At 68.5% G+C, this 14,550-nt stretch carries 13 protein-coding genes and 1 tRNA gene; 8 read left to right on the plus strand and 6 right to left on the minus strand.

The genetic code is table 11. The features are described from left to right. Positions 1-114: 114 nt before the first annotated feature. Both ACOZ4O_RS04040 and aroA read right to left on the minus strand, forming a co-directional pair. On the minus strand, positions 115-1,338 hold the full coding sequence (locus tag ACOZ4O_RS04040; protein WP_424524027.1) for an alkaline phosphatase family protein: 1,224 nt from the start codon (positions 1,336-1,338) through the stop codon (positions 115-117). Positions 1,339-1,377: 39 nt separating this feature from the next. After that, entirely contained in the window at positions 1,378-2,658 is a 1,281-nt protein-coding gene (gene aroA / locus ACOZ4O_RS04045) for a 3-phosphoshikimate 1-carboxyvinyltransferase (RefSeq protein ID WP_424524028.1), read from the minus strand. 77 nt (positions 2,659-2,735) lie between these two features. Between aroA and ACOZ4O_RS04050 the strand changes: the two genes are divergently transcribed. Further along, entirely contained in the window at positions 2,736-3,911 is a 1,176-nt protein-coding gene (locus ACOZ4O_RS04050; RefSeq protein ID WP_424524029.1) for a M24 family metallopeptidase, read from the plus strand. Here ACOZ4O_RS04050 and ACOZ4O_RS04055 read toward each other — a convergent pair. Both ACOZ4O_RS04055 and ACOZ4O_RS04060 read right to left on the minus strand, forming a co-directional pair. Beyond that, positions 3,908-4,837 carry a PAS domain-containing protein gene (locus ACOZ4O_RS04055; RefSeq protein WP_424524030.1) on the minus strand — a complete coding sequence of 310 codons (930 nt, stop codon included), beginning with the start codon at positions 4,835-4,837 and terminating at the stop codon, positions 3,908-3,910. The genes ACOZ4O_RS04050 and ACOZ4O_RS04055 overlap by 4 nt on opposite strands. A 45-nt stretch (positions 4,838-4,882) precedes the next feature. Continuing rightward, entirely contained in the window at positions 4,883-5,458 is a 576-nt protein-coding gene (locus tag ACOZ4O_RS04060; protein ID WP_424524031.1) for a HalX domain-containing protein, read from the minus strand. Positions 5,459-5,538: 80 nt separating this feature from the next. Here ACOZ4O_RS04060 and ACOZ4O_RS04065 point away from each other — a divergent pair, with 80 nt between their 5' ends. From ACOZ4O_RS04065 to ACOZ4O_RS04095, 7 genes are all read left to right on the plus strand, one after another. After that, the gene (locus ACOZ4O_RS04065; protein WP_424524032.1) at positions 5,539-6,261 is read left to right on the plus strand and encodes a prephenate dehydrogenase; all 723 of its coding nucleotides are present in this window, start codon (positions 5,539-5,541) and stop codon (positions 6,259-6,261) included. Beyond that, a complete protein-coding gene (locus ACOZ4O_RS04070; RefSeq protein WP_424524033.1) occupies positions 6,248-7,636 on the plus strand; it encodes a small ribosomal subunit Rsm22 family protein in 1,389 nt (462 codons plus the stop codon). Before ACOZ4O_RS04065 ends, ACOZ4O_RS04070 begins: the two co-directional genes overlap by 14 nt. Positions 7,637-7,673: 37 nt before the next feature. After that, on the plus strand, positions 7,674-8,450 hold the full coding sequence (gene surE, locus ACOZ4O_RS04075) for a 5'/3'-nucleotidase SurE (protein ID WP_424524034.1): 777 nt from the start codon (positions 7,674-7,676) through the stop codon (positions 8,448-8,450). 43 nt (positions 8,451-8,493) lie between these two features. Then, positions 8,494-8,568, plus strand: a tRNA-Arg gene (locus ACOZ4O_RS04080). 279 nt (positions 8,569-8,847) lie between these two features. Then, positions 8,848-10,167, plus strand: a complete 1,320-nt coding sequence (locus ACOZ4O_RS04085) for an MFS transporter (RefSeq protein ID WP_424524035.1) — start codon at positions 8,848-8,850, stop codon at positions 10,165-10,167. Positions 10,168-10,229: 62 nt separating this feature from the next. Beyond that, positions 10,230-10,829, plus strand: a complete 600-nt coding sequence (locus tag ACOZ4O_RS04090; protein WP_424524036.1) for a DUF5789 family protein — start codon at positions 10,230-10,232, stop codon at positions 10,827-10,829. Positions 10,830-10,923: 94 nt separating this feature from the next. Beyond that, entirely contained in the window at positions 10,924-11,397 is a 474-nt protein-coding gene (locus ACOZ4O_RS04095; RefSeq protein ID WP_424524037.1) for a hypothetical protein, read from the plus strand. A gap of 75 nt (positions 11,398-11,472) precedes the next feature. Here the strand turns inward: ACOZ4O_RS04095 and ACOZ4O_RS04100 are convergent, their stop codons facing one another. Both ACOZ4O_RS04100 and ACOZ4O_RS04105 read right to left on the minus strand, forming a co-directional pair. After that, positions 11,473-12,234 carry a hypothetical protein gene (locus ACOZ4O_RS04100; RefSeq protein WP_424524038.1) on the minus strand — a complete coding sequence of 254 codons (762 nt, stop codon included), beginning with the start codon at positions 12,232-12,234 and terminating at the stop codon, positions 11,473-11,475. 51 nt (positions 12,235-12,285) lie between these two features. Next, complete coding sequence (locus tag ACOZ4O_RS04105) at positions 12,286-14,520, minus strand: nitric-oxide reductase large subunit (protein WP_424524039.1); 2,235 nt, start codon at positions 14,518-14,520, stop codon at positions 12,286-12,288. Positions 14,521-14,550 lie beyond the last annotated feature (30 nt).

A 14,550-nucleotide genomic window follows, 5' to 3' on the forward strand; every position in this document is an offset into this window, starting at 1 on the left:
AACCGACCGTTCAAGTACGAGAGCGAAGCCAGACTGGGCGTGACGTAGCCGTCGTGCGCGTCGGCCCCGCGAAACCCCGGGACTCGACCGACGCGCCCACCGGAGAGTCCCGTGTTAGCAGAGGTCCGCGAGCCCCGCCGCCGCGAACGGCACGAGCATCTCACGCTCGTCGAGACCGCCGTGCATCCCCACCAGGTCGAGTTGGTGGTCCTCCTCGGCGTACCACAACATCCCCTCGCGGGGGACGACGATAATGTCGCCGCAGTTCCGCTCGAACGCCGGCCCGGGGTCGCCCGGCCCCCAGAGGTCGATGTCGAGCGCCTCCTCCCGCGTGAACACGAGCGCGTCCTCGCCGTCGAGCGCGTCCCGAACCCCCGATTGGTCGCCGTCCACGTGCAGGTGGACGTTCCGCGGGCCGCCGAGCACCAGCGGGTTCCCCGAGCGGTCGCGCTGGAGTTCGTCCAGCACGCCGTCGAGCGCGTCGAGCGTCCGCTTCTTCCCGGTCGTATCGACCTGGCCGTGGTCGGCGGTGAGCGTCAGCAGCGTCTCGTCCTTCGCGTCCGCGGACACGTCCGCGAGCGCTCGCTCGACCGTGGACAGCACCGCGTGCGCCTCCAAGTCGTACGCGGGATGGTCGGGTCCGACGTGGTGGCCGGTCGCGTCGACGCCCGAGTAGTACGCGTAGACGTACGACCGCTCCTCGTCCGCGGCGGCCTCCACGACCTCGGCGAGCGTCGCGGCGAACTCACCAACCGTCTCGCAGTGGTGGTCGGTCGCCGCGTCCGTCGGCGTCTCGTGCTCCTGAACCGTGTGGCAGTCCACGCCCGCCGCGTCCAGCCGGTCGAAGACCGTATCGCCGTCGAAGCGTCCGCGCGCGTCGACCGAGAGGTCGCCGCCGTCCTTCGCGAGCAGGGGGAGCGAGTCGTACACCGCGTCCGCGTCGGGGTCGTACGCGTTCCACCCGAGAAGCCCGTGCTCCACGGGATAGCGCGCGGTCTGCATCGTGGTGACGCACGCCGCCGTCTCGGACGGATACGTCGAGGTGAGCGGCGTCACCGCGCCGTGCTCGACGAACCCGCCCATGAGAGTGTTCGAGTCCGCGAGTCGGCTGGCGTGCTCGAACCCGAGCGCGTCCACGAGCAGGACGACCACGGTTGACGCGTCCGTGTCGACGTGCTGGAACACGTCTGCGGGGAGTTGTGGGCCGACGTCTTCCCCGAGGACGCCGGCGGCGGTGCCGGGGACGTGCGCGAAGCAGTAGTCGTCGTACGCGGGCCGGACGAACCCGGGTTCGAGTTCGTCGCCGGCGAGCGTGTCGGCGAGGCTGGAGCGGAGCATACCGGTGGGAGAACCCGCGCGGTAAGAAGCGTGGGGGATTCAGTCGAGCGCGACGCTCGCGCCGAGGTCGTAGAGCGTGTCGAAGAACCCGGGGAAGGAGACGTCGACGTGGTGCGCGCCGGTGATGGTGGTGTCGCCGTCGGCGACGAGGCCGGCGAGCGCGAGCGCCATCACGATGCGGTGGTCGCCGTGCCCGGAGAGCGTCGTGCCCGTGAGGTCGCTGTCGCCGCCGTGCACGGTGAGCGTGTCGCGTTCCTCCTCGACGGTCGCGCCGAGCGCCGCGAGTTCGGTCGTCATCGCGTCCACGCGGTCCGTCTCCTTGAACCGGACGTGCTCGCAGTTCGTGATTCGCGTGGTCCCGTCAGCGGCCGCGCCGAGCGCCGCGATAGTGGGGAGCAAATCGGGCGTGTCGCCCACGTCCACGTCGATGCCGGAGAGCGGCGCGCGTTCGACGTCGACGGTACCGTCGTCGCGGTTCCAGTCCACGCGCGCGCCCATCCGGTCGACGATGTCGAGGATGGCGCTGTCGCCCTGTTCGCTCGGATAGACGTTGTGGACGGTGACGGCGTCGTCGCCGGCGAGCGCGCCCGCGCCGACGAGGTAGGACGCGGAGGAGAAGTCGCCGGGGACGCGGTACTCGTCGGCGCGGTAGGTCTGGCCGCCGGGGACGCGGTAGCCGTCCTCGGTCCGGACGGCCTCGATGTCGAAGTCCGCGAGCACGTCGAGCGTGAGGTCGACGTACGGCGCGGACTTGAGTTCGGTCGTGAGGTCGATTTCGACGCCGTCCTCGGTGACCGCGCCCGCCATCAGGAGCGCGGTGATGAACTGACTCGACACGTCGCCGGGCACCTCAACGCGCCCGCCCTCAATCGGTCCCTCGACGACGAGCGGCGCCTGGCCGTTCCCGCGCGTGCTCTCCGCGCGAGCGCCGAGCGATTCGAGCGCGTCCAGCAGCGGGCCCTGGGGGCGCGACCGGAGCGAGGAATCCCCGGTGAGAACGGTGATTCCGTCGGCGAGCGCCGCGGCGGCGGTGACGAGGCGCATCGTCGTCCCGCTGTTCGCGCAGTCCAACACGTCCGGCGGCACGTCGGGACGGCCGTCGAACCCGTCGACTTCGAGCGTGTCCGCAACCTCCGCGATGCTGCCGCCGAACGCGTCGACCGCGCCCATCGTCGCCTTCGTGTCCGCGCTGTCTAGGGGATTTCGGACGCGCGCGCCGTCGCTGTATCCGGCGGCGAGAATCGCGCGGTGCGTGTAGCTCTTCGACGGCGGCGTGTCCGCGTCCCCGTGCACTCGTGAGTTCGTGACCGTGACGTCCATGCCGGGGAGTCGCCCGGACCGCACGTAGGCGTTCCGGAGGCGGTAGGGTTTTACTCGCGCCAGCGGACGCCACGAGTATGGAACCCGATTTCGGCGCGCTCGACGACGCCCTCGATTCGGCGGGCGCGGACGGCTACCTGCTCGACGCGGACGCCTCGACCTCCGACCAGCTCTACCTCTCGGGGTTCGACGCGAGCGACCCCTTCCTCACGCTCTACACGCCCGACGAGACCGTGCTCCTCGTCTCCGGACTGGAGTTCACGCGGGCGAAGCGGGAGTCGCGCGCGGACACCGTCCGGCGGTACGCGGACTACGACTACCAGGAGAAGCGCGCGAACAACGACACGTCGACGGCGCGCGACCTCCTGTACGCGGAGTTCCTCGACGAGTTCGGCGTCGAGTCCGTGCTGGCGAACGAGCGCTTCCCGCTCGCCACCGCGGACGGCCTCCGCGAGCACGGCGTGTCCGTCGAGGTGGACGACGACGATACCGTCGGGACGATTCGCGCGACGAAGACGAGCGAGGAGGTCGAGCACGTGAAGGCCGCGCAGGAGGCGAACGAGGCGGCGATGCGGGCGGCGCAGACGCTCATCGAGGCCGCGGCGGTCCGTGACGGCGTCCTCCACTACGAGGGCGAACCGCTCACGTCCGAGCGCGTGAAGGAGGAAATCGAGGTGACGCTGCTCCGACACGGCTGTTCGCTCGACGAGACCATCGTCGCGTGCGGCGAGTCCGCGTCGATTCCGCACGACCGCGGGAGCGGGCCGCTGCACGCGGACGAGACCATCATCATCGACATCTTCCCGCGGGACAAGGAGACGAAGTACCACGCGGACATGACGCGGACGTTCGTCAAGGGCGACGCGAGCAGCGAAGCGCAGGAGTTCTACGACGTGACGCGGGAAGCGCTGGACGCGGCGTTCGACGCGCTCGAACCCGGCGCGACCGGCGAAGAGGTGCACGACGCGGTCTGTGACGTGTACGAGGACGCCGGCTACCCCACGCTCCGGAGCGACCCGAGCACCGAAACGGGCTACATCCACAGCACCGGCCACGGCGTCGGCCTCGACGTGCACGAAGCCCCCTCGGTCTCGACGAACGCGACCGACGAACTCGAACCGGGCCACATCGTCACCATCGAACCCGGCCTCTACGACCCCGAAATCGGAGGCGTCCGTCTCGAAGACATCGTGGTCGTCACCGAGGACGGCTACGAGAACTTCACTGACTATCCGCTCGACTTCGAACTCTAGTCCGGGTTCGCGGCGAGCGTGATGGAGTGGTTCACGAGGTCGTCCATCCGGTCGAGCGCCGCCGCCACGTCGTCTATCGCCTCCCGGTCGCCCTCCCGCACGTCGTTCAGGGAAGTCTGTGCGCGCTCGATGGAGTCGACGAGGTCGTAGGAGAGGACGTTCGTGAGTTCGAGGAGGTGTGAGCCCTCCGCGGACTCCGTCTCGGGGTCGATGGCGTGGAAGTGCACGGACAGTCCGTCCTCGGACGGGAACGCCCGCACCTGGAAGTGTTCGTCGAGCGGTTCGTAGTACTCGGTGAACGTCACCGCCTCCTGCGTCGCGAGCGCGCGGTGGTACTCCGTGTAGAACGACGACCCGACCGCTTCCTCGAACGCGTCCCAGAGGTTCTCCCCGATGACGTCCTCCGCACGCACGTCCAGTAACGCCTCGGCCTCCGCGTTCACGTACGTGAAGTTCCAGTCGCGGTCCACCGCGAAGAAAGCGTCCGTGATGCGCTCGTAGACGTTCCGCGCGAGGTCGTTCAGCATCGCCACGTCCCGCTCCGCGAGGTACTGGTCGGCCGCGGACTGACAGGCGTCCGCGAGGTCGGCGTACGCCGCGTCGCCCGACCGCGGAACGTAGTTCGTCACGCCCGCGTCGACCGCGGCGCTCGCCACCGTCTCGCTCCCGTTCGCGGTGAACAGCACGAACGGCACCGCGGGGTCGGCGTCCCGCACCCGGGAGAGCAACTCGATGCCGTCGAGCGCGTCGGGGTCGTGTTCGCTCACTACGCAATCCACGCGTTCCTCCGAGAGCGCGTCGAGGAGGGCTGACTCGGTGTCCGCGACGCTGACGGAGAGGGTGTCGCGGTGGGACGCGGCGCGGTCGGCGCGCTCCCGAACACCACCGCCCGAGCCGATGTAGCGAACGCGCACGCTCCCGTCCATACGGTTCGAGATAACGGAACTGACCGGTAAATACTCGTTGGCGGATTACGTCCGGACTTCGTCACTGAGCTCGCGGAAGACCGCGGCGAAGTCGTCGGTCGTGAGCTGGGAGAGCAAGTCGTCGAGTTCGGCGCGCCGCGCTCGGATTCGGTCGACGAGGTCGTGGTAGGCGTCGCTGTTCTCGAGTTCCGCCTCGGTCTTCTCGGCTTCGAGCGCGGCGCGCTTCGACGCGAGCGCGAAGAACTCTCGAATCTCGTCGCTGTACACGGCGCGAGCGAGCAGCCGACAGACCACGTTGTGGAGTTCCGTCCGGGAGACGGGTTTGACGACGTACGCGTCGAACCCGAGGTCGATGATGTCGAAGTCCGGTTCCATCCCGGAGACGAGCGCGACCCGCAGGCTCGGATTGCTGTCCTGGAGCGCGGCGAGGAGTTCGTCCCCGTCCATCTCGGGGAGGCGACGGTCGACGAGCGCCACGTCCACGGTTTCGTTGATGGCGGCGAGCGCGTCTTCGCCCGTGTTCGCGACCCGCACGTCGTAGTCGGCCGATAACCACGACTGATAGAGGTCCGCGAGGTCCCGTTCGTCTTCGACGACGAGGACGGTCGGCCGGTCCGTCATACCCGTCCGTACTCTGCCGGGCCCTAAGACTCTTGTTACGAACGAACGCCTTTTGCCGGGTCGTCCGGTACGCTCTGGTGATGGACGTACTCGTCGTCGGCGCGGGCGAGATGGGTCGGTGGTTCGCGCGAACCGTCTCGAACGCCGTCGCGTTCGCTGACGTGAACGAGTCCGCGGCCCGGGACGCCGCGGACGCCCTGGGGGACCGCGGGAGCGTCGCGAACATCGACGGCGAAACCCGGTACGGACTCGTCTGCGTCGCGGTGCCGATGGACGCCGCGAGCGACGTTATCGACGCACAGGCGGGCCGCGCACAACAGGCGGTCGTGGACGTGACCGGACAGATGGCGGACCCGCTCGCGGCGATGGCTCGCGCCGCACCCGCCCGGGAGCGCGTGAGCCTCCACCCGCTGTTCGCGGGGGACAGCGCGCCCGGAAACGTCGCCGTCTCCACCGGCGCCGGAGGACCCGCGACGGACGGCGTGCTTCGCCAGATAGAGGACGCGGGGAACACGCTCGTCGAGGTCGACGCCGACGAACACGACGACGCGATGCGGACCGTGCAGGGGCGGACGCACGCCGCGATTCTCGCGTTCGCGCTCACCGCCGAGGACGTACCGGACGGTCTGGAGACGCCGGTGTACGAGGAACTCCGCGCGCTCGCGGACCGCGTGACGAGCGGGACGCCGCGCGTGTACGGCGACATCCAGAACGCGTTCGACGGCGCGGAGGACATCCGGGACGCGGCCGACCGACTGGCGACCGAGGAGTTCGCGGAGGTGTACGAGGATGCCGGTCGATAGAGAACGGTTGCGGGACACGGCGAAGTACCTCAGGGGCGTGCGTCCGCTCGACCCGGAGGAACTCTCGGACTACGTCGAGGCCGACCACCGCGTCGTCACGCTCGCGTTACGGGACGAAGCCGCGGACCTCGGGCTCATCGAGCGCGAGGACGGCACGTTCGTCCCCGCCGACGACGCGCCCGTCACTCCCCGGTTCGACGCAGTCACCGAGTTCCCGGACGGGTACGCGTTCGCGTTCGAGGACCTGCTGTTCGACGAGTACGGGCGGAACTGGCAGAAGGGCGACTCCGGCAAACAGCTTCGGGAAGCGATTCGGCGACTGAAGGAGAACTACTACCGCCAGCATCCCGTCGAGTACGACTACGAGGCCGCGCTCGGCTACGGCATCTACCACCTCCCAGACTACTACGCGGCCGTCCAGTACCCGCTCGACTACCTCGCCCGGGACGGCCGGATTCCCGGCGACCTGCGCGTGCTCGACGTGGGCGCGGGCGTCGGCGGCCCCGCGCTCGGCCTGCACGACTACCTCCCCGACGACACGCTCGTGGACTACCACGCCGTCGAACCGAGCGCCGCCGCCGACGTGCTCGACCCGCTCCTCGACGAGACCGGTCCGAACTTCCACACGCGAATCACGCGCGAACGCATCGAGGAGTTCGACCCCGACGGCGAGTACGACCTCGTCATGGCGTGCAGCGTGCTCTCAGAACTCGACGACCCCGTCGCGGCCGGTGAGAAACTCATCAATGTGCTCGCGGACGACGGCACCCTACTCGCGCTCGCGCCCGCCGACCGCAACACCAGCATCGGCCTCCGCGAGACCGAACGCGAACTCGAAGACCGGGGCGCGACCGTCTACGGCCCGACCGTCCGGTTCTGGCCGGGCGAACGCCCCACGGATACCGGCTGGAGCTTCGACCACCGGCCCGACATCGAACCGCCGGGGTTCCAGCGCCGCATCGCCGAGAACGCGCCGCGACCGAGCGAGTTCCTGAACGAAACGGTCAAATTCTCGTACTCGCTGCTACGGACGGACGGCGAACGCCGATACGACATCGCGCTCGACGAATCCAGGGTCGCGAAACTCGCGGACGCCGACTCGTACGTCCCGAACCGCGTGAACCTCCTCGTCGCAAAACTCAGCGCGAACCTCGCCGACGAGAACGCCAACCCCGTCTACAAGATCAGTGACGGCAGCGAAACCACGGACATCTACGCCGTCCACGTCAAGGAGGACGCGCTGAACGCCGCGCTCGCCCGCGCACCCTACGGGAGCGTGCTCTCCATCGAGGAAGGCCTCCTCCTCTGGAACGACGACGAAGCCGCGTACAACGTCGTCGTCGACGAGGACACCGTCGTCGACCGCGCGCGCTAACGCCGGGACTTATCCCCCATCGCGCGAACCCATACCTATGAGCGAGTCGCTCGACATCCTCCTCACGAACGACGACGGCATCGACAACCCCGGCCTGCTCGCCGTCCGCGACGCCCTCACCGACATCGGGGACGTCACCGTCGTCGCACCCGCCAGCGACCAGAGCGCCACCGGCCGCGCCATGTCGACCGACGTCCACGTCGAGGAACGCGACAACGGCTACGCCGTCCAAGGAACGCCCGCCGACTGCGTCGTCGCCGGCATGGAAGCCCTCGGCCCCACCCCCGACCTCGTCGTCGCCGGCTGCAACGCCGGCGCGAACCTCGGCATGTACGTCCTCGGGCGCTCCGGCACCGTCTCCGCCGCCGTCGAAGCCGCCTTCTTCGGCGTCCCCGCCATCGCCGTCTCCCGACTCCTCGAACCCGGCCAACTCGGCTCCCGCGACCTCACCACCGACGGCTACCAGACCGCCGCCAACGCCACCAAATACCTCGCCGAGAACGCGCTCGACGCCGGCGTCTTCGACCACGCCGACTACCTCAACGTCAACGCCCCCATCACCGGCGAGGAATCCGGCGACATGCACATCACCCGCCCGAGCGACGCCTACGACATGACCGCCCGCCGCCAGGACGCCACCCACGTCACCATCCACGACCGCATGTGGGACCGCGTCGAAAACGGCACCGTCGACGACCCCGAAGGCACCGACCGCCGCGCCGTCCTCGACGGCCACGTCTCCGTCAGCCCCCTCACCGCCCCCCACTCCACCCACCAGCACGACGCCCTCGACGCCCTCGCCCAAACCTACTGAGAATCGAAACCGTCAAACGCACAGCGAGAAAACAAACACGTGCGGGCGCTTAGCTCAGCTTGGACAGAGCACTTGGCTTCGGACCAAGACGCCGCGGGTTCAAATCCTGCAGCGCCCATACAGTTCCTCAACGGTTCGACGCTAACCCCGAACAGCCCCTAATCAACACTTCTGAGTGCCGAGACGTTACTTTAGGATTTTCGAGAACGGAGGTGAGAAGTAGGGTTCGTTACGTCACGTGACGCGCCCTCGCGCTGTCGTGCTCTGACGTTCGCAAACCACATCCTCGGGGCAGTGTTCGGATTCGTGGACGGTAGTTGGTGTGCCAGGAGGTCAAGCTGAGCGTGCGACGCGGGAGTCGGTACTCGTATGACGGTTCGTGTCAATTCTATCTCTAGTGGCTTCTAGTCGGGCGGCGACGAGCGCGCGGGCGGACGCCCCGTCGTCGGCAGGGACGCGTCGCCGGGTCGCGGTCGTCGTCGGCATCGTGTTCGTCGACCTGCTCGGGTTCGGTATCATCATCCCGATTCTCCCGTTTTACGTCCGGTCGTTCGGCGTGAGCGACGTGTTCATCGGGTTGCTCGCGGCGTCGTACTCGCTCGCGCAGTTCGGCGCAGCGCCGATTTTGGGCCGGATTTCCGACGAGCGCGGGCGGCGTCCCGTGCTCATGCTCTCGGTGGGTATCGGCGGTGTCGCGTGGATTCTCTTCGGGTTCGCCGCCGAAATCAGCGCGACCGCGGGAACGGTTCTGGGGCTGGTCGTGCTGTTCGGCGCGCGATTGCTCGCGGGCGCGGCGGGCGGCAACATCGCGGCGGCGCAGGCGTACATCGCTGACGTGACGACGCCGGCGGAGCGCCCGGGCGCGCTCGGCCTCGTCGGCGCGGCGTTCGGCCTCGGGTTCGTGTTCGGCCCGGCCATCGGGGGGTTGCTCGCCAGCGAGACCGCGGTATCGACGGCTCGCGCGGTCTTCCCCGCGTTCGTTCCGGTGACCGCCTTCTCGCTGCCGAGTTTCGCCGCGGCGGGCTTCTCGTTCCTCGCGCTCGCAGCGACGGTGGTCGTGCTGAAAGAACCGGACCGCGTCCGCACGCCGGCGCGGCGCGTGACGTTCGTCGGCCAGTTCCGGGCGGCGCTCGCCGATTCGACGCTCCGGCCGCTCGTCGTCGCGTTCTTCCTCACCTCGCTCTCGTTCGCCGGTATCACCGTGATGTTCGTGCCGTTCCTGGCGGACTTCTTCGGGTACGGTGCGACCGAAGCGGCGCTGTTTCTCGCGTACATCGGCGCGCTCGGCGTCGTCAATCAGGGCGTGCTCGTCGGCTGGCTCTCGCGGAAAGTCGGCGTCCGATACGTCGTCCGCGCGGGCGTCGTCGCGCTGTTCCTCGCACTCGTCCTGCTCGCGGTGTCACCGCTGGCCGGAACGGACGCACTCCTCGTGAGCGGCCCCGACTGGCTGACCGGTGGACTCGTCGTGCTGCTGGCGTTCGGCGCGCTCGCGTCGTTCGGGAACGGCGCGACCACGGTCGGCCTCGCCGCGCTCGTTTCCGAGGGCGCAACCGGAGACGCGCAGGGAGCGGCGTTCGGCGTCACGCAGGGCGCGGGAAGCCTCGGCCGGACGGTCGGACCGCCGCTCGCCGCCGCGGCCTACGTCGCGCTCTACTGGTCGCCGTTCGTCGCCGGCGCCCTCGTCTTGGTGCCGGTCGCGCTGTTGTTGCGACGATAATCGGGCCGCCCGGTACCGGTGGCGTGCATAGGCCTATCCGGCTGGAAGGCGATTGTTCTAGAATGGCAGACGACAAGCGCGGTCGAGACAAGCAAGCGCACGACGCCGAGAACCGCCAGCGAGAACGCGAAATCGAGGCGGAACTGGAGCGCGAAGACGAACGAGAGCCACCAGCGGAAACCGAGGAACTCGCCGAGCTGGAGGACGAACTCGACTCGCTCTCGTTCCCGGCGACGGGCGCGGAAGTCGTCGCGGCCGTCGGCGACCGCGAAATCGAATCCGCCGCGGGGAGGTACCGCGTCGCGGAACTGATTCCCGAGACCGCCGAGGAGACGTTCGACTCGCCAGCGGCCGTTCGCGTGCAGGTGGAGCGACCGACGGTCGCCGCCGCGATGAAGCGAGTGGTGGAAGCGAGCGAGACGCTGCGGAACGCCGAGTTCGGGTGGACGCAGCGCAAGGCGTACGAGAAGACGTTCGCGGAACTCGAAGCCATCGACGGCGATGACGACGACGAGGGCATCACGGCCATAACCGAGTGGGTGGTCGACCGAATCCACGAGAAGGAACGGCTCCCGACATCCCGCGCTGTCCGACGGGAGGCAGCGAAGTTCTGTCGGGCGAACGGCTATCAAATCAGGTACGACGAGTGGCTCGGAATCTAGTCAGGTAGTCACGACCGAGCGAGACCGTCGTCTCACGACCGCCCCCGCTGGAACCCGCTGTGGGCTTTATTGTGCCAGCGGCGAACGTAGACGTATGGCACTCGATATCGAAATCCCGGAGCCACCCGACCTCTCGAACCGCGGAACGCCGCGCGGATTCGAGTGGGAGGAGGAGACCCTAGGAGGCGAGGACTTCTACCGCGAGGACATCGAGGACGTGCTTCACGAGGGCGCGTGGACCGAGGGCGTCAACGAGTGGTCCGAATACACGAACCTCGACGAAGCGCACATTCAGGTCATCGGCGACCTCGGATTGTTCCAGGCGTTCGACTTCTACTGGGACCCGACCGAGGACCGCCTCCGCTTCGACGCCCCGACGATGCCGGACGACTGGCGGGAGCGCGACCTGTCCGAATCGCTCGATTCGAGCACCGTCTCACTCATCGACAACGAGCTGGACGACCTCGGCCGAGCCGTCCACGAGATGCTGGAGGACGAACTCGAACGGAACAGCGATTCGTCCGACTCCGGCTGGGGTGAGGAAGAGTACGGAAACCGCGGGGAGTGACGGAAGTCGCGGCGACGGCAGGCCGGCGTGACGATTGCGGGACGGCGCGGTGACGACAGCGGCACCGCGCGGTGACTAGACGAGGATGAGGACGACGGTGTAGGCGGTTGCGCCGAGCGCGAACGCGGAGAACCGGCTCTCGCGTTCCGCTGGGACTTCTTCCTTGATGACGTTGAGGATGACGCCGCCCGCGAGGAAGGCGAAGAGGACGGCGAGCGCCTGGCGGTCGATGGGGACGACGAAACCGACGGCGAGTCCGAGGAGGATGGCCGCCGCGAGCACCCAGCGGCCGTAGTCGTGGTAGGTGTCGCCGTGGTGGTTTCTGAGCCCCCAGTCGTTCACGAGGAAGTGCAGCGCCATCGCGACCCCGAACAGGACGAGGCTGGCGAGTCCGGGTTCCTCGCGGTGGAGGAGGAGGTAGCCGACGAGGACGTTGTAGAGCGCGAACGCGACGACGTGCATCCAGAACACGCGCTCTCCCTCGTCGCTCTCCTCGGCTGGGTCGAGGTCGTCGGTCGTGTACTGTTTCGCGGCGCGTTCGACGCCGTAGTACGCGAGGAACCCGACGAGCGCGACGATGTAGACGTGGCGTTCGAGAAAGCCGATACCGAGGGGTTCGTCGCCGACGTGCTGAGCGGCGAGACTGATTTCGGGGAGGACGTGGACGAAGACGTACGCGACGGAGACGCCGCCGGAGACGGAGAGCCAGCGGCTTCGCGGCAGGTGGTCGAGGACGCGGACGTAGCGGCCGAACAGGTGGACGGCCGCGAGCGCGAGCGCGATTCCGACTGCCGCGAGTTCGACCACGGGTCCGGGCGTCGTGGCGTGTCCGCTCATCGCCCGAGTATACCAGCAGGGAGTCGGTAAGCGTTCGGGCCGCGAGCGCGGTTACTCGTCGGGGTCGCGCTGTCGGCGGAGTTTCGCGAACACGTCGACGGCGAAGACGAGCGCGCCGAGGCCGAGCAGCGTGTCGCCCGGGAACCGCAGCCAGAACAGCGTCTGCACGAGGTCGCGCTGGTAGAACGCGACCGACCGCGCCGCGTCGTACCCCTGCGTGAACGCGGTTTCGAGTTGGAGGAAGCCAATCGGGACGAGGGAGACGAACACCATCACCGTGAGCCCCGCGTTCCACAGCCAGAACGCCCAGCGAAGCCGTCGCTCTGACCAGTCTTGGGTGGTGATGCGGAGGATGTAGATAGCCATTCCGAGCGCGAGCAGGCCGAACGCGCCGAACATCGCGGCGTGGGCGTGCGCCGCCGTGAGGTAGGTTCCGTGTTCGAAGTAGTTCACGAGCGGGAGGTTGATGAGGAACCCGAGGACGCCCGCGCCGACGAAGTTCCAGACGCCGGACGCGACGATGAACGCGAACGGAAGCCGGTAGGGGAATTCCTCGCCGGCCGCGGCGAGCGCGCGGTACTCGCCGACGGCCTCGAACAGGATGAAGACGAGCGGCACGAGTTCGAGCGTGCTGAACACGCTCCCGACGGGAATCCAGATGTCGGGGAGGCCGATCCACCAGTAGTGGTGGCTGACGCCGATGACGCCCGCGCCCATCACGAGGAACGCCTCCAGGAGAACCGCTTTCTCGGCGGACGACCGGGAGAGGAGGTTCATCGAGACGAGCGTGAGGCCGACGACGGCGACGACGAAGAACTCGAACGCGCCCTCCACCCACATGTGGACGACCCACCACCGCCAGAACTCCGTGACCGCGATGTTCGTCGTCGGCGTGAACAGGAATCCAGCGACGAACAGCAGGCCGATGGAGCCGCCCGCGTAGAGGACGAGGTGGCCGAGGCCGTACCGGGATTCGCGACGAAGCATGGGTCGGAGGCCGCGCGCGACGAGCGCGGCCCAGAGCGCGAACGCACAGAGGAGACCGAACTGCCAGACTCGGCCGACTTCCAGGTATTCGAGGCCCTCGTTTCCGAGCAGCCACCAGAGCGCGCCCTCGAAGTAGCCGTTCGCGCCGAGCCAGACACCCGCGAATCCGCCGACGACTACGACGACGAGCGCGCCGAGCAGGACGTTCACGATCGATTCCTGGTGTCGGGGTTCGTGGTCGGTGAGGAGCGCGGGGAGGAACAATCCCGCGCCGAGCCAGAGCGACACCACCCAGAGGATGGCGAGGTCGACGTGGAACGTCCGCGCGAGCGCGAACGGCAGCACTTGCAGCAGGTCGATGCCGAGCGCGTCCGCGAGCCCGAAGAAGCCGTCGCGTTCGACGTAGTAGTGCGCGAGCAACGCGCCCAGGCAGACCTGGATGACGAACAGAACGGCCGCAACGGGGACGAACCGGGTCGCCGCGAGCTGGCTCGGGGTGAGCGACACGTCCGCCGGTCGCGGCACCGAGACGCCGTCGGCGGTCGGTTCGTCGAGGTCGACGCGGCGGTAGAGGACGACCGCGCCGCCGGCGGCCGCGACGAGCAGCGCGACGGCGACGACGCTCCACGTCACCGACAGCCCCGTCGGCGTGTTCCCTGCGGCGGGCGCGTACGGCCACTCGTTCGTGTACGAGTGCGTGCTGCCGGGGCGGTCGGTGTGGCTCGCCCACGCCGTCCAGAGCGCGAAGTCCGCGAACGCCCGGCCCGCCGCGCACGTCGGAATCATTCCCTCCCGTACGCCGCGTTCGGGCGCGCCGTCGACGTACCGCGCGACGTACACGTCACGCACCTGCTCGTGGGCGTACACCTCCGCCGCGGAGTACCGAATCACGGAATCGTTCCCACCGCCCGTCGAGAGGTCACCACGCACCTGCTGGTCGACGACCACCGTCTCCTCGGGCGAGAGCGCGGCGTACGACTCGCTGTAGCGTTCCCGGGCGTAGTACGTCCGCATGAACGAGACCTTCAAATCGAGCGCGTCCGCCGTGAAGTCCGGGCCGAAGTACGCGCCGTTCCCGAGAATCGACCCGTGGTTCATCAGGGCGTTCCGCTGGAACACCGCCTTCCCCTCCTGGATGTCCTCGCTCGTCGCGACCACGTCACCCTCGGGGCCGACGACCTCCTGCGGTATCGGCGGCGCTTCCTCGTACGCGAGCGCCGCACCCGCACCCATCACTGCAAGGTTCACCACGAACGCGACCGCGAGCACTCCCGCGAGCGTCCGGCGCGTCACCTCCATACCGGGACGAATCAGACCACGTACGTAATG

Source organism: Salarchaeum japonicum (assembly GCF_049705945.1).
Classification (GTDB): Archaea; Halobacteriota; Halobacteria; order Halobacteriales; family Halobacteriaceae; genus Salarchaeum; species Salarchaeum japonicum_A.